This window comes from Streptomyces anulatus (genome assembly GCF_014650675.1).
GTDB lineage: Bacteria > Actinomycetota > Actinomycetes > Streptomycetales > Streptomycetaceae > Streptomyces > Streptomyces anulatus.
On sequence record NZ_BMVK01000001.1, the window covers coordinates 508,297 to 530,880 of the forward strand.

The 22,584-nt window shown below is 71.8% G+C and carries 18 protein-coding genes; 11 read left to right on the top strand and 7 right to left on the bottom strand.

Annotated features, from left to right (window positions below; translation table 11 throughout):
* The first annotated feature begins 55 nt into the window (after positions 1 to 55).
* Both IE272_RS02250 and IE272_RS02255 read left to right on the top strand, forming a co-directional pair.
* Entirely contained in the window at positions 56 to 817 is a 762-nt protein-coding gene (locus IE272_RS02250) for a hypothetical protein (protein ID WP_057668190.1), read from the top strand.
* 243 nt (positions 818 to 1,060) lie between these two features.
* Positions 1,061 to 1,741, top strand: a complete 681-nt coding sequence (locus IE272_RS02255) for a hypothetical protein (protein WP_229897182.1) — start codon at positions 1,061 to 1,063, stop codon at positions 1,739 to 1,741.
* Between the two features lie 68 nt (positions 1,742 to 1,809).
* Here the strand turns inward: IE272_RS02255 and IE272_RS02260 are convergent, their stop codons facing one another.
* Complete coding sequence (locus tag IE272_RS02260; protein ID WP_157875705.1) at positions 1,810 to 2,244, bottom strand: SUKH-3 domain-containing protein; 435 nt, start codon at positions 2,242 to 2,244, stop codon at positions 1,810 to 1,812.
* 425 nt (positions 2,245 to 2,669) lie between these two features.
* Positions 2,670 to 4,031, bottom strand: a complete 1,362-nt coding sequence (gene glnA2, locus IE272_RS02265) for a gamma-glutamylpolyamine synthetase GlnA2 (RefSeq protein WP_003969536.1) — start codon at positions 4,029 to 4,031, stop codon at positions 2,670 to 2,672.
* A 277-nt stretch (positions 4,032 to 4,308) separates the two neighbouring features.
* Between glnA2 and IE272_RS02270 the strand changes: the two genes are divergently transcribed.
* The 6 genes from IE272_RS02270 (at position 4,309) to IE272_RS02295 (ending at position 10,520) form a co-directional block, all read left to right on the top strand.
* Positions 4,309 to 5,001 (top strand): thioredoxin-like domain-containing protein, encoded by a 693-nt coding sequence (locus IE272_RS02270; protein ID WP_050357947.1) that lies wholly within the window; start codon positions 4,309 to 4,311, stop codon positions 4,999 to 5,001.
* Between the two features lie 59 nt (positions 5,002 to 5,060).
* Positions 5,061 to 5,792: a DUF305 domain-containing protein gene (locus tag IE272_RS02275; RefSeq protein WP_190006315.1), complete on the top strand. Its 732-nt coding sequence runs from the start codon at positions 5,061 to 5,063 to the stop codon at positions 5,790 to 5,792.
* A gap of 204 nt (positions 5,793 to 5,996) precedes the next feature.
* The gene (locus IE272_RS02280) at positions 5,997 to 6,422 is read left to right on the top strand and encodes a CBS domain-containing protein (RefSeq protein WP_050357946.1); all 426 of its coding nucleotides are present in this window, start codon (positions 5,997 to 5,999) and stop codon (positions 6,420 to 6,422) included.
* 109 nt (positions 6,423 to 6,531) lie between these two features.
* Positions 6,532 to 6,993, top strand: coding sequence for a hypothetical protein (locus IE272_RS02285; RefSeq protein ID WP_050357945.1), 462 nt, complete (start codon positions 6,532 to 6,534; stop codon positions 6,991 to 6,993).
* A 79-nt stretch (positions 6,994 to 7,072) separates the two neighbouring features.
* The gene (locus tag IE272_RS02290) at positions 7,073 to 8,644 is read left to right on the top strand and encodes a multicopper oxidase family protein (protein WP_057662258.1); all 1,572 of its coding nucleotides are present in this window, start codon (positions 7,073 to 7,075) and stop codon (positions 8,642 to 8,644) included.
* A gap of 121 nt (positions 8,645 to 8,765) precedes the next feature.
* A complete protein-coding gene (locus IE272_RS02295; protein WP_050357943.1) occupies positions 8,766 to 10,520 on the top strand; it encodes an NAD+ synthase in 1,755 nt (584 codons plus the stop codon).
* Positions 10,521 to 10,759: 239 nt separating this feature from the next.
* Here IE272_RS02295 and IE272_RS02300 read toward each other — a convergent pair whose 3' ends face one another.
* From IE272_RS02300 to IE272_RS02315, 4 genes are all read right to left on the bottom strand, one after another.
* A complete protein-coding gene (locus tag IE272_RS02300; protein WP_190006133.1) occupies positions 10,760 to 12,016 on the bottom strand; it encodes an MFS transporter in 1,257 nt (418 codons plus the stop codon).
* 177 nt (positions 12,017 to 12,193) lie between these two features.
* Positions 12,194 to 13,219, bottom strand: coding sequence for an endonuclease/exonuclease/phosphatase family protein (locus IE272_RS02305; protein WP_190006134.1), 1,026 nt, complete (start codon positions 13,217 to 13,219; stop codon positions 12,194 to 12,196).
* Between the two features lie 197 nt (positions 13,220 to 13,416).
* A complete protein-coding gene (locus tag IE272_RS02310) occupies positions 13,417 to 14,082 on the bottom strand; it encodes a TetR/AcrR family transcriptional regulator (protein ID WP_050357940.1) in 666 nt (221 codons plus the stop codon).
* Between the two features lie 164 nt (positions 14,083 to 14,246).
* Complete coding sequence (locus IE272_RS02315; protein ID WP_190006135.1) at positions 14,247 to 15,854, bottom strand: DHA2 family efflux MFS transporter permease subunit; 1,608 nt, start codon at positions 15,852 to 15,854, stop codon at positions 14,247 to 14,249.
* Positions 15,855 to 16,034: 180 nt separating this feature from the next.
* Here IE272_RS02315 and panB point away from each other — a divergent pair, with 180 nt between their 5' ends.
* The 3 genes from panB to IE272_RS02330 all read left to right on the top strand — a co-directional run bounded on the left by panB (position 16,035) and on the right by IE272_RS02330 (position 18,973).
* The gene (panB, locus tag IE272_RS02320) at positions 16,035 to 16,916 is read left to right on the top strand and encodes a 3-methyl-2-oxobutanoate hydroxymethyltransferase (RefSeq protein ID WP_056706564.1); all 882 of its coding nucleotides are present in this window, start codon (positions 16,035 to 16,037) and stop codon (positions 16,914 to 16,916) included.
* A 186-nt stretch (positions 16,917 to 17,102) separates the two neighbouring features.
* Positions 17,103 to 18,116: an ATP-binding cassette domain-containing protein gene (locus IE272_RS02325; RefSeq protein WP_050358275.1), complete on the top strand. Its 1,014-nt coding sequence runs from the start codon at positions 17,103 to 17,105 to the stop codon at positions 18,114 to 18,116.
* The gene (locus IE272_RS02330; protein WP_050357937.1) at positions 18,113 to 18,973 is read left to right on the top strand and encodes an ABC transporter permease; all 861 of its coding nucleotides are present in this window, start codon (positions 18,113 to 18,115) and stop codon (positions 18,971 to 18,973) included. Before IE272_RS02325 ends, IE272_RS02330 begins: the two co-directional genes overlap by 4 nt.
* 1 nt (position 18,974) lies before the next feature.
* On the opposite strand, the gene IE272_RS02335 is transcribed toward IE272_RS02330, so the two are convergent.
* On the bottom strand, positions 18,975 to 22,370 hold the full coding sequence (locus IE272_RS02335) for an AfsR/SARP family transcriptional regulator (RefSeq protein WP_229897183.1): 3,396 nt from the start codon (positions 22,368 to 22,370) through the stop codon (positions 18,975 to 18,977).
* Between the last annotated feature and the right edge of the window lie 214 nt (positions 22,371 to 22,584).

Below are 22,584 nucleotides of genomic sequence, written 5' to 3' on the forward strand. Positions count from 1 at the left end.
GGCGATCTTCGGCAGGCGGAGATCTGCTGGAGTCCCTGAGGCTGTGCCGATCACGATGAATCCCACCACCCCCGCCCGGCTCCGGCTCGACCGCGCCCTGGACGGCCTGGACGACACCTTCCGCGGTATGACCGCGCGCGCCGACGAGGTCCAGTGCGACTGCCACTGGGGCAGCCCGGAGGAGCTGGCGCTGCTGAAGACCCCGGACGTCGGCCTCTCCCCGGACCTCCTCCGGCGGACCTGGGACGCCCCCGACTGGGCCGACCACGGCGCGGTGTTGCGCCGGATCCTGCCCCAGTTCGCCCGGGCGCTGGTGGGTGGCCGCGTGGAGCCCATGTTCGGGATGTACGAGGTCGGGCGCTCGTTCGCCCGCGGGCACTGGCAGCAGTGGCCCGCGCACCAGAGCTCGGCGGTGTGGGAGTTCCTGCACGCCTGGTGGGCCCGGAGCCTCGTGGACCCGGCCCCCGCCGTGCCCGTCCACGAGATCCTGGCCCTCTGCGGCGAGGCCTCCACCACGCTCGGCCCGTGGCTCACCGTCTGGGAGGCCCTCGACCACGAGATGTCCGACCGTCACCTGGCCGAAGCGGCCGCCGCGTGGGAGTACGACCTCCTGGGCGACCAACTCCCCTGGGACGCCCAGGACTACGACGACGAGAGCGGCATGCGCGGCGAGCTGACCGCCTGGCTGGTCCGCCACGTGCCGAGGCGGCTGCACCTCCGGAAGGGCTCCGCGACACTGCTGCACCGCGTACGCCTGATCGGCCTCACCGGCCCGGCCCGCTGGGAGGACCCGCACTGGCCGGGCCACCGCTACTGAACCGGCCTCCGCCTCCGAACGTTCGAGGCCGGCGACGGTACAAAACCCGAGTGCGGCGACCCGCGTGATCGATAGGCTGAAACGCAGCGCGAAGTCGGTTCATCGGAGGGGGACATGAGTACACCAGCAGGTCCGGGGACGCCACCTCCACCACCGCCGTACCCTCCCTCGCCCCCGCGCACCGACCCTCCGCGCTGGGCCTGGTGGGTCGGAGGCATCGCCATCCCTCTGGTCGGAATCCTGGTGACCGTCGCTTTCGGGGGCAAGGACTCCGGACCTGTCGCCGCGCCCGCCCCGGGCACCGTCGACAGCGCCACGCAGCCCGCCTCCCCCAGCCCGTCCGGCATGCCTTCGTCCAAGGAACCGGAGCCGGAACCGCCCGCCCCGTCGGACGAGGCACCGTCCGCATCCGCATCCGCATCCGCTTCGCCGGCAGCCGATCTCACCGCGCCGGACGGATACGCGAAGGCCCTCAGCACGATGTGGGGCCTCGCACCTGTCCCGTGCACGCAGCACGAACAGCAGCTCATCGACCTCGACGACGGCACCAGCCGGACCGAGGACGAGAACAACGGCGCGGTCCAGGAGCCCGGCGGGGCTGAGCTGTTGTACTGGCCCGATACCTGCACCGGCCTGGGCGACTACCAACTGCGTGCGCTGCCCAACACCCGGGTCGGACTCCTCCGGGTCGACGCCCCGAAGTCGTTCGATTCCTGCCGGGCCGCAGCGGGCACCGGCTTCGGCGCGCTGGCGCTGTCGGAGCGCAATGACCGCGAGGACCGCGGATTCGTCGAGGGCGCCGCGCTGTGCTCCGTCACGGACAAGGGCACCGTGGCCATGGCGGTGATCGAGCACATCTCAGGCGACGCGGTGGACGACGTCTCGGTCAGCGGTCCCCTCTACGTCTGGGCCGCAACACCCTGATGGCGCCGGGACTCCGGCACCGTGATCACACCTGCCCTCGCAAGATCCCGCGAGGGCAGGTGAAGGAGTCACAGCCAGGCCGCCCGCTCGGTACGGTCGGCACCGCCATCGCCCTCCACCACGTAGGTCAGTGCTTCTGCGAAGCTGGTGCCCAGCTGCCACATGAAGCCCGCTCCCACGGCGATGACACGCCCGCTCGCCGCCACGTATGACCTGTACTGGATCGACCACATGCCCAGAGGGCTGTAGTTCTCCCCGTATCGGCACATCAGCTTCCGAGCCTCCTCGGACGCGTCGATACAGGCGTCAACGGGATCCAGACGCAGCGACGAGGAAGGGACACGAGCCGGAGAACTCTTGATCGTCAGCTCGCCGAACTCCGCCCAGGCCGCTGTCGCCACGTCGTTGAACTCGAACCCCGCCGCCACGAGTTTCCGCGTCCAGGTCCCGGTGTCGACCCGCCGTCCCGCACTCCACCCCGCAGCCCCGAGCGCTTCCAGCACCGAGGGCCCGCAGCCCGTCAACAATCCACCGATGCGCTCTATGCGCCCACCCCGTCCACTCAGCGAACCCGCTTCTCCGCACGTCCTGCGGACGCGGCCCCAGACCTTACAGGGATACCGTCGCTCCTCCTGGACCAAGGACCGTTGTCAGTGCCACTTGATAAGTTGCGCGGTGGATAGAGACCGGTCAGAGAACCTTCGAGGTCCGCGGTCAAGGGGGGCGGGCATAAAGGTCCCCGGGAGCCACCTCGGGACTATGTCGCAAGCCGTGGATCCCCGCCCCCCTCATCCTCCATGTACGGGGGCCGCCCGTCGGGGCCTCACGGCCCCTGGAGGGCCCAGCGTTGGTCATGGCTGCGGGCGGGCCGCCCGGTTGAACCGGGACGACCCGCCCGCAGTGCGTTTCCTGAACCGCCCGTCTGCGGTTACAGCACCGGCAGCAGGTTCTTCAGCTCGAAGGCCGTGACCTCGCTGCGGTACTCCTCCCACTCCTGCTTCTTGTTGCGGAGGAAGAAGTCGAAGACGTGCTCGCCCAGCGTCTCGGCGACCAGTTCGCTCTTCTCCATCAGCGAGATCGCCTCGCCCAGGTTCTGCGGGAGCGGCTCGATGCCCATCGCGCGGCGTTCGGCGTCGGAGAGGGCCCAGACGTCGTCGTCCGCGCCGGCCGGGAGTTCGTAGCCCTCCTCGATGCCCTTGAGGCCCGCGGCGAGCAGGACCGCGTAGGTGAGGTAGGGGTTGGCGCCGGAGTCGATGGAGCGGACCTCGACGCGGGCCGAGCCGGTCTTGCCGGGCTTGTACATCGGGACGCGGATGAGGGCGGAGCGGTTGTTGTGGCCCCAGCAGATGTACGAGGGGGCCTCGCCGCCCGCGCCGGCCGCGCGGGAGGAGCCGCCCCAGATGCGCTTGTAGGAGTTGACCCACTGGTTGGTGACGGCGGAGATCTCCGCCGCGTGCGTCAGCAGGCCCGCGATGAAGGAGCGGCCGACCTTGGAGAGCTGGTACTCCGCGCCCGACTCGTAGAAGGCGTTGCGGTCGCCCTCGAAGAGGGAGAGGTGGGTGTGCATGCCCGAACCCGGGTACTCCGAGAACGGCTTCGGCATGAACGTGGCCTGCACGCCCTGCTCCAGCGCCACCTGCTTCATCACCAGACGGAACGTCATGATGTTGTCCGCCGTGGAGAGCGCGTCCGCGTACCGCAGGTCGATCTCCTGCTGGCCGGGGGCGCCCTCGTGGTGGCTGAACTCGACCGAGATGCCCATCGATTCGAGCATGGTGATCGCCTGGCGGCGGAAGTCCATGCCGACGTTCTGCGGCGTGTGGTCGAAGTAGCCCGAGCTGTCCGCCGGGGTCGGGCGCGTGCCGTCGACCGGCTTGTTCTTCAGCAGGAAGAACTCGATCTCGGGGTGGGTGTAGAAGGTGAAGCCGAGGTCGGACGTCTTCGCGAGGATCCGCTTCAGTACGTAGCGGGGGTCGGCGAAGGACGGGGAGCCGTCCGGCATCAGGATGTCGCAGAACATCCGCGCGGTGCCGGGGGCCTCCGCGCGCCAGGGCAGGATCTGGAAGGTGCCCGGGTCCGGCTTGGCGATCATGTCCGATTCGTACACTCGGGCGAAGCCCTCGATCGCCGAGCCGTCGAAGCCGATGCCCTCGTCGAAGGCCTGCTCCAGCTCGGCCGGAGCCACGGCGACGGACTTGAGGAACCCGAGGACGTCGGTGAACCACAGCCGCACGAAGCGGATGTCGCGCTCCTCAAGGGTCCTGAGGACGAATTCCTGCTGCTTGTCCATTGCCACATCCTTGCAGTTCAGACGGTCCGTGCACCACCGCCCGGGGTAGGGGGACACTTCAGTATCGCGACCCGGGATTTCCCCCAGATTACGCACACGGTGTGAGAGAGAGCACTCGGCCACCCACTACGATCGGCGACCGTGGCGCACGGGGGCAGCGGCCGAGCGGTGGCCGGCTTTCCGCCCGGCCTCCCGACCGGCTTTCCGCCCGTCCGCGCGCATCGGTTCACGGACCGTCCTCCCTCCTCCCGGCCCCTTCGCAGAAGGACTCGACGACATGAGCTTCGACCCCCGGTACCCCCAGCCGCAGGCCCCCGACCCGCGCGCCCACGCCACCCGTAACCGGGCCATCGCCATAGGGCTGAGCGCTGCCGTCGTGGCCGGTCTCGTCGCCTTCGGCTCCTACCTGCTGCTGGAGAACTCCGAGGCGAACGAGAAGTCCGACGAGGCCTCGGCGGCCCAGGACGGCAAGCACCCGGGCGGGCACGGCGACTCCCATGGCGACGCCTCGGGCGGGGCCATCGAGGGGCTGAAGTCCTGGGACGCGGCGAAGCTCGGCCGCAACCACGTCGCGGGCTCGGTGGACTATCCGATGAAGCCTCCGGTCGGCGGCGACCACAACCAGTCCTGGATGAACTGCGACGGCGACGTATACGAAAAGGCCCTCCCGGACGTGAACGCCGTGCACTCCCTGGAGCACGGCGCGGTCTGGGTCACCTACAACGGAAAGGCCGCCGACGCCGATGTCGCCGAGCTGGCCGCACGGGTCGAGAAGACCCCGTTCACGCTGATGAGCCCGTACACCGGTCAGGAGGGCGCGATCATGCTCAGCGCCTGGGGCAAGCAGGTCGCCGTCGACTCGGCCGACGACAAGCGGGTGGACCAGTTCTTCGCCCAGTACGTCCAGGGCACGCAGACCCCCGAGCCCGGCGCGCCCTGCACCGGCGGGCTGGCGACGGTGCCGCAGTGACGGCCGGGGAGCGCACGGCCGGTGGGCGCACGGTCGGGGACGAGGATCCTCACGCGCTCGTGGAGCGGCGGAAGACCCGGCGTGTCCGCCGGGCTGCCGGTGCCGCCGTGGCCCTCGCCCTGCTCTTCGCGGGGGCGGCCACCGTCGCCTCCGCGCGGGGCGACGGGGACGGGGCGGGAGCGGGGGACGCCCGTGTTCCGGGGGCCTCGTCCGCCGACGCCGGGTTCGCCCGGGACATGGCCGTCCACCATCAGCAGGCCGTCGAGATGTCGTTCATCGTCCGCGACCGCACGGACGACGAGGACGTACGCCGTCTCGCCTACGACATCGCCAACACCCAGGCCAACCAGCGCGGCATGCTGCTGGGCTGGCTCGGCCTGTGGGAGCTGCCGAAGGTCGCCCCGGGCGGGGAGCAGCCCATGGCGTGGATGGCCGATACGGGCGGGCACGAGCACGGTGGGACCGATACGGGCGGGACCGGGCACGGTGGGCACGGCTCGGGCGGCTCGGAGGCGGGTTCCGGTGCGGACGGGGTGCTCATGGCGGGCATGGCGAGCCGCTCCGAGCTGGCGCGACTCAACCGCCTCGACGGTGAGCGGGCCGAGGTGTTCTTCCTCCAGTTGATGACGGACCACCACAAGGGCGGCGTCGCGATGGCCGAGGCCTGTGCGTCCCTGTGCTCGGTTCCGGCCGAGCAGCGGCTCGCCCGGGGCATGGTCGAGGGTCAGCAGTCCGAGCTGGGGCTGATGCGGGACATGCTGGCCGAACGGGAAGCCGAGCCTCGCCCCTGAGTCATGCCTTCGGCCCGGATCCATGCCTTCGGCCCTGAGCCATGTCTTCGGGCCTGAGCCCTGACGACGGGTGCGTCAGCTTTCGTCCTTGTGCCGGCGCACCCGAACGGGTGATTGCGGTCGCGCGGCCCCGGAGGGCCGGTGACGATGGGTTGCGCTCGGGGCCGTACGGCAGTGCCATCGGCACGCAGGAGGAAATCCCCCATGACGACCGCCAAAGACATCATGCACAGCGGGGCCCGCTGGATCCCGGCCCACGAGACGCTCGACCGTGCGGCGCAGTTGATGCGCGAGCACAACGTGGGCGCGCTGCCGGTATCCGCCAACGGTGACTCCGACCGGATGGTCGGCATCATCACCGACCGCGACATCGTCGTCGGCTGTGTGGCCAAGGGGCACGACCCGGCGAAGGTCACGGCGGGCGATCTCGCCCAGGGCACGCCCCGCTGGATCGAGGCGGAGGCCGATGTGAACGCGGTCCTGGAGGAGATGCAGACCCACCGCATCCGCCGGCTGCCCGTCGTCGAGAACAAGAAGCTGGTCGGCATGATCAGCGAGGCCGACCTGGCGCAGCACCTCACCGAGGAGCAGATCGCGGGCTGGGCGGAGAAGGTCTACTCCCGCAGCTGAGCGCCTGTACGACGGTGGCCCGGCGCCCGTCCCCGCTCCGGCGGAGTGCTGGAAGCGCCGGGCCGCCCCCCGCCCCGGTCGTATACCCGCCAGGGGTAGGGTGGCCCGCATGGCGGGCAGGACGCGGAGCAGGAGCGTGACGTACGGGCAGCTGATGCTGTTCGCCGCTCTGCTGTTCGGCATCGTCACCATGCATACGGTCGGGCATCCGGCGGAGCACGGCGGTTCGTCGGTGTCGCCCCCCGCCGTGACCGGGCACATGGCCCAGGCCCCCGGCCAGGATCAGGCCCCGGGTCCCGTCCCGGCTCCGGGCGTCGTCGACGCCCAGCAGTCGCCGCCGCACGACTCCCCCGGTTCCGGCGCCCCCATGAGCGGTATGGATCCGCTCTCCGTCTGCCTCGCCGTGCTCGGCGTCTGGGGCCTCGCTCTCGTCGGCTCCTGGCTGCTCGGGCTGCGCGCCGACGGGCGGCCCCTCGGTACGCCGGTGGGTGCGGGGCTGCTGCGGGTGCTGCGGCCGATTCCGCCGCCCCGGATATCGGTGCTCGCCAGCGTTTCGGTGCTGCGTATTTAGGAGTGGGCGTTTCACCTCCGCCCTCACTCCGGGCAACAACAGCCCTTCAGTTCTTCAGTTCTTCAGAGGTGTATTCGGCATGCCCACGCAACCCACACGACGCGCCGTGCTCGGCGCCGCTCTCGCCGTCGCCGGCACGGGAGCCCTCGCCGCCTGTTCCGACGGTGGCGGCGGCGATCATGGCGGGGGCCACTCCCCCGGCGGAGCGCAGAACTCCGACACGTACGTCTCGCCCGGCGGCAAGGAGGTCGAGGCGGCCGAGGCGGCGCGCGGTTCCGGACCCGTGCGCAAGGTCTCCCTCACCGCGACCCGTGCCCGGCTCGACCTCGGCGGCGGACGGACCGTCGCCTCCTGGGCGTACGGGGACCGGCTGCCCGGGCGCGAGGTGCGGGTGACGGCGGGCGACACGCTCGCCCTCACCCTCGCCAACCATCTGCCGGAGCCCACCTCCCTGCACTGGCACGGCCTCGCGCTGCGCAACGACATGGACGGGGTCCCCGGCCTGACCCAGCGGGACATCGCACCGGGCGCCGACTTCGCCTACCGGTTCGCCGTGCCGCACCCGGGGACGTACTGGTTCCACCCGCACTCCGGCGTCCAGCAGGACCGGGGGCTGTACGCGCCGCTGATCGTCGAGGACCCGAAGGAGCCGTTGGCGTACGACAAGGAGTGGGTCGTCGTCCTCGACGACTGGGTCGACGGGGTGGACGGGTCCACTCCGGACGCCGTCCTCAAGGAGCTGTCCGGGGGCATGGGCGGCGGGATGGACCACGGCGCGCACACCATGTCGGGCGAGAAGGACGCGGAGGGCGAGGGGCCCTCGCGGATGATGATGGGGGCCACCAGCGAGCTGCTCGGCGGGGACGCCGGCGATGTGGCCTACCCGCACTACCTGGTCAACGGGCGGGTGCCGCAGGACCCGGCCTCCTTCTCCGCGCGGCCCGGCGACCGTATCCGGCTGCGGATCATCAACGCCGGTGGCGACACCGCCTTCCGGGTCGCGCTCGGCGGGCACCGGATGACCGTGACGCACACCGACGGGTTCCCGGTCCGGCACACCACGGGTGACGCGCTGCTGCTGGGGATGGGCGAGCGGTACGACGTGCTCGTCACCGCGGGCGACGGGGTCTTCCCGCTGACCGCGCTGGCCGAGGGGAAGAAGGAGTCCGCGCTGGCCGTGCTGCGGACCGGGAGCGGGGCCGCGCCCGCCGCCTCCGTACGGCCGAAGGAGCTGGACGGGAAGCTGGTGGAGGCGGGGCGGCTGGCGCCGGACCCGTCGGTGGCGCTGCCCGCCCGCGCGCCGGACCGGACGATCCGGATGCGGCTCACCGGGGGGATGGCGAAGTACGACTGGGCCTTCGACGGGAAGCCGTACAGCGCGAAGCACCGGCGGCCGGTGGAGGCGGGCGAGCGGGTGCGGCTGGTCTTCGACAACGGGACGGCCATGTGGCACCCGCTGCATCTGCACGGGCACACCTTCGCGCTCGGCGGGAACGCCGCCGGGGCCCGTAAGGACACCGCGATCGTGCTGCCGCACCGGTCGCTGACCGTGGAGTTCGACGCGGACAACCCGGGGCTGTGGATGGTCCACTGCCACAACGTCTACCACGCGGAGGCGGGGATGATGACGGTCCTCGGCTACCGGGGCTGACCCCGCGATCCCCGGTAGGTCGGTGCGGACAGCCGCTTCGACCTGCGGTTTCGGTGGGCCGGAGCAGATTTTGCCCGGCCCGCCGGGACATCGCGTCAGAAAGACGATTACACTGGGCTCCGTGCCTCAACTACGCCTCGCACTGAATCAGATCGACTCCACCGTCGGCGACCTCGCCGGCAACGCGGAGGCGATCGTCCACTGGACCCGGCACGCCGCCGAGCAGGGCGCCCACCTGGTGGCGTTCCCCGAGATGGTGCTGACCGGATACCCCGTCGAGGACCTGGCCCTGCGGTCGTCCTTCGTCGAGGCCTCGCGTCAGGCGCTGCGTGCGCTGGCCGCCCGGCTCGACGCGGAGGGCTTCGGCGAACTGCCGGTCGTCGTCGGCTATCTGGACCGCTCCGAGCACGCCGCGGCACGCTACGGGCAGCCGGCCGGCTCCCCGCGCAACGCCGCCGCCGTGCTGCACCGCGGCGGGATCGCGCTCAACTTCGCCAAGCACCACCTGCCGAACTACGGGGTGTTCGACGAGTTCCGGTACTTCGTGCCGGGCGACTCGATGCCCGTCGTCCGGATCCACGGCATCGACGTGGCCCTCGCGATCTGCGAGGACCTGTGGCAGGACGGTGGGCGTGTCCCGGCCGCCCGGTCCGCCGGCGCCGGGCTGCTGCTGTCGATCAACGCCTCGCCGTACGAGCGGGACAAGGACGACACCCGGCTGGAGCTGGTCCGCAAGCGGGCCCAGGAGGCCGGCTGCACGACGGCCTACCTGGCGATGATCGGCGGTCAGGACGAGCTGGTCTTCGACGGCGACTCGATCGTCGTCGACAAGGAGGGCGAGGTCATCGCCCGTGCCCCGCAGTTCTCCGAGGGCAGCGTCATCCTCGATCTGGAGCTGCCCGCCGCCGGGGCCGTGGCGCCCTCCGGTGTGGTGGACGACGGGCTGCGCATCGACCATGTGGTGCTGTCCGACCGGCCCCTGGACGCGTACGAGCCGGAGCTGGCGGGCGGGTACGCGGAGCGGCTGGGGGACGAGGAGGAGATCTACTCCGCGCTGGTCGTCGGGCTGCGCGCGTACGCCGCGAAGAACGGTTTCAGCAGTGTGCTGATCGGGCTCTCCGGCGGCATCGACTCGGCGATCTGCGCGGCCATCGCCTGCGACGCGCTCGGCGCTCAGCAGGTGTACGGCGTCTCGATGCCGTCGAAGTACTCCTCGGACCACTCCAAGGGCGACGCCGCCGAGCTGGCGCGGCGGACCGGGCTGAACTTCCGCACCGTGCCGATCGAGCCGATGTTCGACGCCTATATGGGGTCGCTCCAGCTCACCGGCCTCGCCGAGGAGAACCTCCAGGCGCGGCTGCGCGGCACGATGCTGATGGCCCTGTCCAACCAGGAGGGGCAGATCGTGCTGGCGCCGGGCAACAAGTCCGAGCTGGCGGTCGGCTACTCCACGCTGTACGGGGACGCGGTCGGGGCGTACGGGCCGATCAAGGACGTCTACAAGTCGTCGGTCTTCCGGCTGGCGAAGTGGCGCAACCGGGCCGCCGAGGAGCGGGGGCAGACTCCGCCGATCCCGGAGGCCTCGATCACGAAGCCGCCGAGCGCGGAGCTGCGGCCGGGGCAGGTCGACACGGACTCGCTGCCGGACTACGACGTCCTGGACGCGATCCTGGAGATGTACGTCGACCGGGACCAGGGTCTTGACGCCATCGTGGCGGCCGGGTTCGACGCGGAGCTGGTGGCGAAGACGCTGCGGATGGTGGACGCGGCCGAGTACAAGCGGCGGCAGTATCCGCCGGGGACGAAGATCTCGCCCAAGGGGTTCGGGAAGGACCGGCGGCTGCCGATCACGAACCGCTGGCGCGAGTCGTCGTAGCGGGTGGGCGGTTACCGGGGGCGTCCGGTGGCCGCCTTCGTCCTCAAGCGCCGGACGGGCTGAGTGTGCCGGGCCGTCCGGCGCTTCGTTCTGTCCTCAAGCGCCGGACGGGCTGGAGATGCCGGCCCGACGTGGCTGCCGGGGCGCCCCGCGCAACGGTTCCGTCCTCAAACGCCGGACGGGCTGAAGTGTGCAGGCCCGACGTGGCTGCCGGGGCGCCCCGCGCAACGGTTCCGTCCTCAAGCGCCGGACGGGCTGGAGTGGGTGTCGGAGTGGGGGCTCGACGGGCTTGTTGCCGTCGGTGCGCGGGGCGAGGTGCGGGGGCCTCCTGCCACCACGCGGGATTTCGGTGACGGGTCCCGGTCCAGGTAGCCCGCTGTCACCGCCACTGCCAGGCCCGCCACCGCGAGGACCGCGCCGACCAGGGCCGGGGACGTCCAGCCCCAGCCCGCCGCGATGGCCACGCCGCCCAGCCACGCGCCGCCCGCGTTGGCCAGGTTGAACGCGGAGTGGTTGGAGGCGGAGGCCAGCGTCGGGGCGTCCTTCGCCTTGTTCATCACCAGCATCTGGAGCGGCGTCGTCGTCATGAACCCCACGCCGCCCAGCAGCACCACCATCACCAGCGCCGCCCACGGGACGTGCACCGTGAACGGGAAGACCACCAGGACCACCGCGAGCGCGCCGAGCGATCCGTACAGGGTCGGGCGCAGCGCCCGGTCCGTGAGGGGGCCGGCGGCCAGGGCGCCCAGGGTCATCCCGATGCCGAAGAGGGCCAGGACCAGGGTGACCGAGGATTCGCCGAAGCCCATCGCCTTCGTGGTCATGGCCGAGAGGTACGAGTACACCGCGAAGACCCCGGCGAAGCCGAAGACGGCGGTGAGCAGGCCGAGGATCACCTGACGGTTGCCGAGGGCGCGCAGCTCGCGGCGGACGTCCTGGTGCGCCTCGACGGGGATGCGGGGCACCAGACGGGCGAGGGCCGCCATCGCGGCGAGGCCGATCGCCGCGACCACGAGGAAGGTGGCCCGCCAGCCGAGGTGCTGGCCGAGCAGGGTCGCCGCGGGGACGCCGACGATGTTGGCGACGGTCAGGCCGAGGAACATCGTCGCGACGGCGCGCGCCTGGCGGCCCTCGGAGACCAGCCGGGTGGCGACGACCGCGCCGACGCCGAAGAACGCGCCGTGCGGGAGACCGGCGAGGAAGCGGCCCGCGATCAGCCAGCCGAAGTCCGGGGCGAGCGCGGAGGCGAGGTTGCCGACGGTGAACAGCGCCATCAGCAGCAGGAGCATCCGCTTGCGCGGGACCCGCGAGCCGAGGCCGGTGAGCAGGGGCGCACCCAGGACGACGCCGATCGCGTACGCCGACACGAGGTATCCGGCGGTGGGCACGGACGTGCCGAGGTCGTCCGCCACGTTGGGCAGCAGCCCCATCATGACGAACTCCGTCGTGCCTATGCCGAAGGCGCTCACGGCCAGGGCGAGGAGAGCCAGGGGCATGGGAGGGGACCTTTCATGGAAACGCTCAGCCGGAAACAGCAGGAAGCCGTTGCCGGGGCACACGGGGTGCCGGACAACGGCTCACGCCATATGTAAGTTACCGGAACAAATTCTCGCAGATGTTTGTGCCGGGACGCCTACCGGCAGGTGAACGGCTCGTTGCGCCCGCCGGACACGTCACAGCTCCACGCGGGCCGCGATCGGGAGGTGGTCGCTGTCGGTCGCCGCGAGGGTCCAGGAGGCCATCGGCTCGACGCCCTTGACCATGATCTGGTCGATCCGGGCCATCGGGAACGAGGCGGGCCAGCTGAATCCGAAGCCGTCGCCCGCCGCACCCTGGGTGGAGCGCATCTGCGCGGTGACCGCGTTCAGCGAGCGGTCGTTCATCGTGCCGTTCAGGTCGCCGAGCAGGACGACGCGCTCCACCCGTTCGTCGGCGATGGCCTCGCCGAGCGCGTCGGCGCTGTTGTCGCGCTGGTTGGCGGTGAACCCGGCGTGCAGCTTCACGCGGACGGACGGCAGGTGGGCCACGTACACCGCGACCTCGCCCTGCGGGGTCCTCACCGTCGAGCGCATCGCCCGGGTCCAGCCCATCTTGATGTCGACGGGCCTGGTGTCGGCCAGCGGGTACTTGCTCCACAGGCCCACGGTGCCCTGGACCGAGTGGTACGGGTAGCGGTCGGCCAGCGACTTCTCGTACGTGGAGACCTGCCTGCCCGGGAGTTCCTGGAGGGCCACGACGTCCGCCCCGGAACCGGCGACCTGCTGGGCGGTGCCGTCGGGGTCGGGGTTGCCCGCGTTGACGTTGTGGGTGGCGACGGTGAGGTCGCCGCCGCCGCCGGACTTGTCGGTGAGCAGGCCCCCGAAGACGTTCAGCCAGACCACGGCGGGCAGCAGCAGCGCGATCACGGCGGTCGCGGAGCGCCGCACCAGACCCAGGATCAGCAGCACCGGGATGAAGAGCGCGACCCACGGCAGGAACGTCTCGACGAGACTGCCGAGGTTGCCGAGCCGGTTGGGGATCTGCGCGTGGACGACCATCAGCAGGGTCAGCAGCACCGAGCAGAGGGCCAGCACGATCCCGCGCCGCCAGACGCCCCGGTCGGACCTCAGCGTGTCCCACAGGCCCCGGAAGCGGGACACGCCGGCCTCCGGCCGCTCCGCGCTGCCGTTGTCCGTGTCCGCTCCGTACGCCTGCACCATCGCGTGTCCTCACTGCCTTGCCCTGCACATCGCCGCGCCCTCGACCCTAGGCGATGAGCGGCGTCTTTCCGGCCGTCGGCCCGAAGACCCGCCCGACGTCCCACGACCGTACGGAGTGCCCGTACGGAAGCAGGACGACGGAGGCGGGACGACGGGTTCCGGTGCGGGGGCAGGCCGGGGGCCTTGTGACAGAACGCTCACACTCGTACGGGGGCGAGCCCTCCCAGCAGGGCGGCGATGACCCGGTCCACGAGGTCGTCGGGGAGCGGCGCGTCGGGGCGGTGCACCGTGCGGACGAGCATGGGGCCGACGAAGAGGTCGTCGATCAGCTCCACGTCGAGGTCGTCGCGCAGTTCCCCGGCGGCGACGGCGCGCCGCACCGCCTCCAGCATGGCGACGCGCCGGGGGGCGATCACCGTGCCGGAGTACTCCTGCCACAGCTTCGGGTGGCTCTTCATCTGGGCGAAGATGTTGACCAGGAGCACCGAGGAACGCTGGGCGAGGCCCCGGGTGCGCATCGATTCCAGCATCACGCGCAGGTCGGCGAGTCCGGCGGTGCCGGAGACGGGCGGGTCGGTGGGCTCCATGTCGCGTACGACGTCGACGAAGAGCTCCTCCTTTCCGCTCCAGCGCCGGTAGATGGTGGCCTTGCCGACGCCCGCCGTGCGCGCGATGCGCTCAATGGAGAGGCCCGCCAGCGGCTCGCCCGCCTCCAGGAGGGCGATGACGGCGTCCAGGATCGCCCGCTCCGCCGCGGCGGAGCGGGGACGCCCGCGGCGGGGCTCCGGATCCGCCGCCCCGGCCGGCGGCTCGCCCCCGTCACGTGCCGCGCACCGGTCCCGCTCGCCGTCCTGGCCTTGCACCTGAAGCCGCCTCTCGCCGCGCTGTCGTCCCTCGTACGTCCGCCTGTCGCACCGGTACGCACGTCGCCCCGATTCTCGCCGACCCGGGAGGCACGGAGCGACGGGCCTCACCGGGCCGGCCGCGGTTCACCGGGCGCGCACCGGTGAACCGGGGCCGCCCCGGTTCACCGGGCCAGCTTCTCCTTCTCGGGCGCGGCTTCCGCGGGGGCCCCGGTCGCCGCCGGGGTCCGGCCGGGCAGGAACAGGCCGACGACGACGGCGCCGATCAGGGCGACGGCCGCCGAGCCGAGCGCGGTCACGTGCATGGCGCTGACGAACGCGTCGTTGGCGGCGGCGACCAGCGGCTTTCCGGCCACCGGGCCGAGCTTCTCGGCGACGCCGAGCGTGGCTTCGATGGACTCGCCCGCCACGTCCCTGACGTCGGCCGGGACGGCGCCGAGGTGCCCCTCGATGTCCCCCCGGTAGACGGTGGAGAGCACCGAGCCGAGGACCGCGATGCCGAGCGCCCCGCCGACCTGGCGGAAGGTGTTGTTGATGGCGGATCCGGAACCGGCCTTCTCACGGGGCAGCGCCTGCATCACGGCGACGGTGACGGGCGGCATGATGTGCGCCATCCCGGTGCCCTGGACGAAGAAGACGAGGCACATCACCCAGACCGGCGTACCGGTGTCGAACAGGGCGAACGACGCGAGTCCTGCGGCGACGAGCAGCATGCCGACCGTGCAGACCGCGCGGGCCCCGAAGCGGTCGACGACCAGCCGGGCCCGGGGCGCGAAGATCATCTGGGCGGCGGCGAGCGGAACGATCAGCAGGCCCGACTCCAGGGCGGTGTAGCCGCGCACGCTCTGGAGGTAGAAGGCGGAGAAGAAGGTCACGCCCATGAGCGCGAAGAAGACCAGCGCGATGGCGGCGACGGCGGCGGAGAAGGCGGGCTTGCGGAAGTACGTGATGTCGATGGCCGGGTGGCTGCTGCGCTTCTCGTGCCAGACGAATCCGGCCAGCACCAGCAGTCCGCCGACGATGGCGAGAAGGACGGTGGTGTCGGTGAAGTCGGCCAGTTCACCGCCCCGGATGATCCCGTACACGAGCAGGACCAGGCCGACGATGGACAGCGCGACGCCCACGGGGTCGACCTTGCCGGGCTTCGGGTCGCGGGAGTCGGGGACCAGGACGGCCATGGCGACGAGGGCGATCACGACCACCGGGACGTTCACCAGGAAGATCGAGCCCCACCAGAAGTGCTCCAGGAGCAGACCGCCGGTGATCGGGCCGATGGCGATGCCGAGCCCGACGCTGCCCGCCCAGATGCCGATGGCCTTGGGCTGCTCGTCGCGCTCGAAGACGTTCATCAGGACGGCGAGGGTGGCGGGCATCACGAAGGCCGCGCCGAAGCCCATCAGCGCCCGCCAGCTGATGAGCTCACCGGGCGAGGCGGAGAAGGCGGCCAGCGCGGAGCCGATGCCGAAGACCAGGATGCCGGCGAGGAGGACCTTCTTGCGGCCGATCCGGTCGCCGAGGAGGCCCGCGGTGAACAGCAGCCCGGCGAAGACGAGCGTGTAGGAGTTGATCGCCCACTCCAGCTCGCTCTGGGTGGCGCCGATGCCGGTGGGTGCGGGGCTCGCGATCGTCTTGACCGCGACGTTCAGGATCGAGTTGTCCAGCACCACGATGAGCAGGCTGAACATGAGGACGGAGAGAATCCACCAGCGGCGGCGGTGGATCGCCTCGGGAACACGGGGCACGGCGGCGGGAGCGCCGGACGGTATGGGCATGGGGGCGATCCTAGCCCCATTTCGATACGAGACCGTCTCGTATTGTTAAAAGTTTCCCCACCGGCCACCGTTCGGACACGCGTGCGGGCCCACTTCCCGAGTGGTGGGGCGGGATGCCACCATGGAAGGGATCCGGGGACGCCGTCAGGGCGCCTCGAGATGACGAAGGAGCCACCGGCCATGTCGCTTCAGGCTGCACAGAATCAGTCCTCCCCCGCAGGTGCGTCCGCCGACAGCAGCAAAGCGCTGTACGGAGGGAAGTCCACCCGCCGCATCACCGTCCACGACATCGCCGCCGCCACGGAGCGCGGCGAGAAGTGGCCGATGCTCACCGCCTACGACGCGATGACCGCGTCCGTCTTCGACGAGGCCGGGATCCCGGTCATGCTCGTCGGGGACTCCATGGGCAACTGCCACCTCGGCTACGAGACCACCGTGCCCGTCACGATGGACGAGATCGCCATGCTGTCCGCCGCCGTCGTCCGGGGCACCAAGCGCGCCCTCATCGTCGGGGACCTGCCCTTCGGCTCGTACCAGGAGGGTCCCGTCCAGGCGCTGCGCAACGCCACCCGGCTGGTCAAGGAGTCGGGCGTCGGCGCGGTCAAGCTGGAGGGCGGCGAGCGGTCCCACGAGCAGATCCGGCTGCTGGTCGAGGCCGGCATCCCGGTCATGGGCCACATCGGCCTGACCCCGCAGTCCGTCAACGCGATGGGCTACCGGGTCCAGGGGCGCGGCGAGGAGGCCGCCCAGCAGTTGCTGCGCGATGCCAAGGCCGTGCAGGACGCGGGCGCGTTCGCCGTCGTGCTGGAGCTGGTGCCCGCCGAGCTGGCCGCCGAGGTCACCCGTACGCTGCACATCCCGACCGTAGGCATCGGCGCCGGTTCCGCGACCGACGCCCAGGTGCTCGTCTACACGGACATGGTCGGGCTGACCGGCGGCAAGGTGCCGCGCTTCACCAAGCAGTACGCGAACCTGCGTCAGGTGCTCGGCGACGCGGCGAAGGAGTTCGCGGACGAGGTCGTCAGCTCCACGTTCCCGGCGCCGGAGCACACCTTCCACTGATGCCCGCGCACTGACCGTACGGCCCCTTCCGAGGTGCCTTCGGCGCGCGCCGCCAGCCATTTCCCGCACCACCGACAGCCCGCCGACATCCCCCATCGGCGGGCTGTCGCCCGTCCGGGGCCCGGCGCCGGGCCGTGTCGGCGGCCTGTCGGCGAGCTGTCGGTGGGCGCTGGTCTGCTGGTGGACATGGAACGAATCGACAAGAACCCCGGCAACGGCCGGAACGCCGTCGAGGTGCGGGGGCTGGTCAAGCACTACGGCGAGACCAAAGCACTGGACGGCGTGGACCTCGACGTCCGCGAAGGAACCGTCCTCGGTGTGCTCGGCCCCAACGGCGCGGGCAAGACCACCCTCGTACGCTGCCTCTCCACCCTGATCACCCCCGACGCCGGCCACGCGGTCGTCGCGGGCTACGACGTGGTCAAGCAGCCCCGGCAGCTCCGCCGCACCATCGGCCTCACCGGGCAGTACGCCTCGGTCGACGAGAAGCTCTCCGGCTGGGAGAACCTCTACATGATCGGGCGGCTGCTCGATCTGCCCCGCAAGCGGGCACGGGCCCGCGCCGACGAGCTGCTGGAGCGGTTCTCGCTCACCGAGGCCGGCAAGCGGGCCTGCATGGAGTACTCCGGCGGGATGCGCCGCCGGCTCGACCTGGCCGCCTCGATGATCGGCAGTCCGTCCGTGCTCTACCTGGACGAGCCGACGACGGGGCTCGACCCCCGGACCCGTAACGAGGTCTGGGACGAGGTGCAGCGGATGGTCGCCGAGGGCGCGACCGTCCTGCTGACCACGCAGTACATGGAGGAGGCGGAGCAGCTCGCCAAGGAGCTGACCGTGATCGACAAGGGGAAGATCATCGCCCGGGGCGGGGTCGACGAGCTAAAGGCGAAGGTCGGCGGACGCACCCTCCAGATCCGGCCCTCGGACCCGGCGGAGCTGGCCGCGATGGCGCAGGCGATCCGGGAGGCGGGGCTCGACGGCGTCGCCGGTGCGCAGGCGGTACCGGACGAGGGCCTGCTGTACGTGCCGATCCTCAGCGACGAGCAGCTGACCGCCGTCATCGGGCTGCTGGGCGTCCGGGGGTTCTCCCTCGCCCATGTCTCCACCGCTCTGCCCAGCCTCGACGAGGTGTTCCTCGCGATCACCGGCGACAAGGCCGCGCCCCTCTCCGACCAGGCTCCCCAGGAGGTCGCCGCATGAGCACCACGACTCTGACCCCCGCCCCCGCCGGGTCCGCGGGCACCGCACCGTCGAAGCCGGCGGTGGCCGACGAGGGCGGCATCGGCCTGCGGGCCAATCTGCGGCACATCGGGGCCCTGGCGCGGCGCAATCTGCTCCAGATCAAGAAGGACCCGGAGTCGATGTTCGACGTCCTTCTGATGCCGATCATCTTCATCCTGCTGTTCGTGTACGTCTTCGGCGGCTCGGTCGGCGCCAGCCTCGGCGGGAACCGCCAGGAGTACGTGAACTACCTGGTGCCGGGGCTGATGGCGATGATGGGGCTGAACATCGCCATGGCCGTCGGGACCGGCGTCAACGACGACTTCCGCAAGGGGGTCATGGACCGGTTCCGGACGATGCCGATCGCCCGGTCCTCGGTGCTCATCGCCAAGATCGTGGTCGAGCTGGGCCGGCTGATGGTCGCCATGCTCATCCTGCTCGGCATGGGGTTCGTCGTCGGCATGGAGCTGCACGGCTCGGTGTTCGGGCTCCTCGGGGCGGTCGCGCTGTCGGCGGTGTTCGGCGCCTCCATCATGTGGATCTTCATTCTGCTCGGGCTGTCCATGAAGACGGCCCAGGCTGTCCAGGGGATGGCGATGATCGTGCTGATGCCGCTGCAGTTCGGTTCCTCGATCTTCGTGCCGACCCAGACCATGCCGGGCTGGCTCCAGACCTTCACCGACTACAACCCGCTCTCCAACCTCGCGGACGCGGCACGGGCACTCATGCAGGGCGACCCGGTCGGCAACTCGGTCTGGTGGACGCTCGCCTGGGCCGCCGGGATCACGCTGGTGATGGCTCCGCTGGCGGTGGCCAAGTTCCGCAAGAAGGCCTGAGTCAGGCCGGAGGAGTCTGCCGGTACGCCTCCGCCAGGGCGGTGGCCTCATCGAGAGTGAGGCCACCGCCCTCCGCGTACGCCGCCGCGTACACCGCGTCGTCGTCGACCCGCGCGCGGGCGGCCTGCTCGGCGAGGACCAGGCTGCGGTGCTCCATCACGCTCGGCACGTGCCCCTTGGGCAGGAGAGTCGCCTGGAACGCCAGCAGCCGGGCGGCGTCCATCGCCGCCCCGGCGTCGCCGAATCCGGCGAGCGCGTGGGCCATGGCCGTCAGATGGGACGAAGGCATCTGCGGTGCCACCATCATCGACAGCGGCTCCAGCGCGCCCTTCAGCGCGATCAGCGCGTTGTCGAGGGCGGAGACGTGGGCGCCGTCGAGGTTGTCGAGCCAGGCCAGTACGCCATGGACGAATCCACCGAAGATGGCGACATCACGGGACTTGAAGTCCTCGCGGACCAGATGCGCCTCCCGACGGGCCTCGTCGACCCGCCCCTGGAGCCCGAGGACGAACCCCAGGTGCATGCGGGCCATCGGCGTCGCCTCGTGACCGGACTGCCGGCCGTTCTCGGTCACGTCACGCAGGATCGCCTCGGCCTCCGGGAGGCGTTCGAGCTCGATGAGGACTCCGGCGTACCGGGCACGCAGCAGCGCCGCCTGGCTCTGGGCGCCGATCTTCTGCGCGTACTCCACGGCGGCCCGGTAGTCGTCCAGGGCCGCCAGGAAATCCCCGGCGCGCTCGTTGGCCTCCCCCCGCGCGGAAAGAGCCTCGGCAGCGCCCCAGTCGTCGCCCAGCCGGGTGTAGATCTCCAGGCTCTCCTCGGCGTCGGCGCGCGCGTCCGCCACCCGCTCGGGCCTGTTGGACAGGAGGTTGGCGCGGGTGTGGAGCGCGGAGCCCAGCTCCCACTCGCCGCCATGGACGCGGGAGGCCCGGACCGTCTCGTCGAGCACCGCGAACAGCCGGTCCATGTCGCTGGTGAGCATGACCGCGAACAGCCAGAACGTTCCGGGCATGCGGCAGGTCTGCGGCATGCCCGGCCGGTAGGTGTCCGTGATGATCCTCAGGCGCGCCTTGCCTTCGGGAGTCGACCATTCGCTGATCGCGTTGTCCACACCGGACAGCTGGATCAGCGCCACCCCGCGCCGCGCCTCCGCGAGCTGTTCGTCGTCCATCGGCGGCGGCCGGTCGGTGGCCCCTTCCACGAGCACCGGAGCCCGGACACCGGGCGGGGCGAAGGGGTCGGGGCCGAGCGAGGCGGCGAGCTCGCTCCACTGGCGGGCGTCCGAGCGCAGGTCCCGCAACATCCAGTACCAGGCCATCGACAGCACGATGCAGAGGGCCTCGTGCTCCTCCCGGGCGGCGACGGCGTGGCGGAGCGCCGTGCGGATGTTCTCGTACTCGCGCTGGAAGACCGCGATGGCCTCCCGCTGTCCGACGCCGCGCATCCGCGGTCCGGTGATCCGGGCCAGTTCCCGGTAGTGGACCAGGTGGCGCCGCTCGACGGCGTCCCGCTCGCCCGCCTCGTCCAGGCGTTCGGCGGCGTACTCGCCGACGGTCTCCAGCAGCCGGTAGCGCATCTCCTCGTCGTCACCGGGCGCGGCGACGACGAGGGACTTGTCGACCAGGGACCCGAGCAGGGCGGCGACGTCCAGGGGGTCGACGGCGACGCCGTCGTCGGGGGCGGGGAGTGCGCAGACCTCCTCGGCGGCGGCGAGGGAGCAGCCTCCGGCGAAGACGGAGAGGCGTCGCAGCACGGCCCGTTCGGCGGCGTCGAGCAGGTCCCAGGACCAGTCGACGACGGCGCGCAGGGTCTGCTGGCGGGGCAGTACGGTCCGGCTGCCGCTGGTGAGGAGGCGGAAGCGGTCGTCGAGCCGGTCGGCGATCTGGCGCGGGGTGAGCATCCGCAGCCGGGCGGCGGCCAGTTCGATGGCGAGCGGCAGCCCGTCCAGGCGGCGGCAGATCTCGGCGCAGGCGGCCGCCGTCGCCTCGTCCGCGTCGGTACGGAAGCCGGGGCGGGCCGCCGCCCCGCGCTCGGCGAGCAGACGCAGCGCCATCGGGTCCGGCAGCGGGTCGACGGGGCGGACGAACTCGCCCGGCACGCCGAGGGGTTCGCGGCTGGTGGCGAGGACGGTGAGCTGCGGGCAGTGGGCCAGCAGCCGGTCGGCGAGGGCGGCGGCCGCCCCGATGACGTGCTCGCAGTTGTCCAGGAGGAGCAGCATCCGGCGCGGGGCGCAGTACTCGGTGAGGCGTACGAGGGGGTCGGCGCCGGTGCGGTCGGTGGCCCGCAGCTCCTCGGCCCCGGCCCCGCGCAGCACCGTCTCGCGGGCTCCGAGCGCGGACAGGACGGCTTCGGGGACGCTGTCCGGGTCGTCGACGGGCGCCAGCTCGGCGAGCCAGACACCGTCGGGCCAGCCCTCGGCGGCGGCCTCCGCGGTCTCCTGGGACAGCCGGGTCTTGCCCGCGCCGCCGGGGCCGAGCAGGGTGACCAGCCGGCTCCGGCCGAGGTCGTCGCGGAGCGCGGCTATGTCGCTGTCGCGCCCGACGAAGCTGGTGAGCCGGGCCCGGAGGTTCCCCGGCGGGGCCGGGGTGGGGGCCGCCGGGGGGAGGCCCGCGCCCACGGCGGGCGGACGGCCCGGGGCGGGGCGGTGCTCGGACCCCGGTGCGGGCGGTGTGGCCGGTTCCTGGTGGAGCAGTTCGGTGTGCAGGGCGCGCAGGGCCGGTCCCGGGGCGGTGCCCAGGCGGTCGTCGAGCAGGGTGCGGACCTCCTCGTACGCGGCCAGCGCCTCGGCGGGGCGTCCGGCGTCCCGCAGGGCCGTGATGCGCAGGACCTGGAGCGGTTCGTCGAGCGGGTGGGCGTCGCAGAGAACGGCCAGCTCCGGCAGTGCCTCCCCCGCTCTCCCCAGGGCGAGGAGGGCCCCGAGCCCGGCGCGCCGCGCGTCGAGTCTGCGGGCCTCCCAGCGGGACGCCGTCGCCGCGCGGTCGGGCAGATCGGCGAGGGCGGGCCCGTGCCACAGGGCGAGGGCATCCTCCAGGAGGGCGAGGGCATGCGCCGCGTCGCCCTCCTCCAGGGCCCGGTTCCCCTCCCCCGCGAGGCGTTCGAAACGGTGCAGGTCCACGGCGTCCGGCGGGGCGGCGAGCCGGTAGCCGCCCTCCACGGACTCGACGGCGCTCCGGCCCAGGGCCCGCCGTGCCCTCCCGACCAGGGCCTGGAGGGCGCCGGCCGCGTCGGCGGGCGGGTCGCCGTCCCACACCTCGTCGACGAGGACCCCGGCCGGGACGGTCCGGCCGGGGCGCAGCGCGAGCACGGTGAGCAGGGCGCGCAGCCGCGCCCCGCCGAGGGGGACGGCCGTGCCGTCGTCGCGGAGTGCCCGGGTGGTACCGAGGATGCAGTAGCGCACGGGCCCATTGTCCGTGACGGAGGGGGGCGCGGCGTTGACCGGGTGGAACTCCACAAGCGGTCTCCGACGTTCCAGCCCTGTCGGACCGTACGATCCCCCCTTTCCCGGATCCCCCTTCCCCCCTTCCCGCATCCCTCCTCGCGCGCCCCCCTGTCCCCCGGCCGCGCTCCACGCCGTACCATTCCTCACCCTCCCCACCCCCTCACCCCAGGAG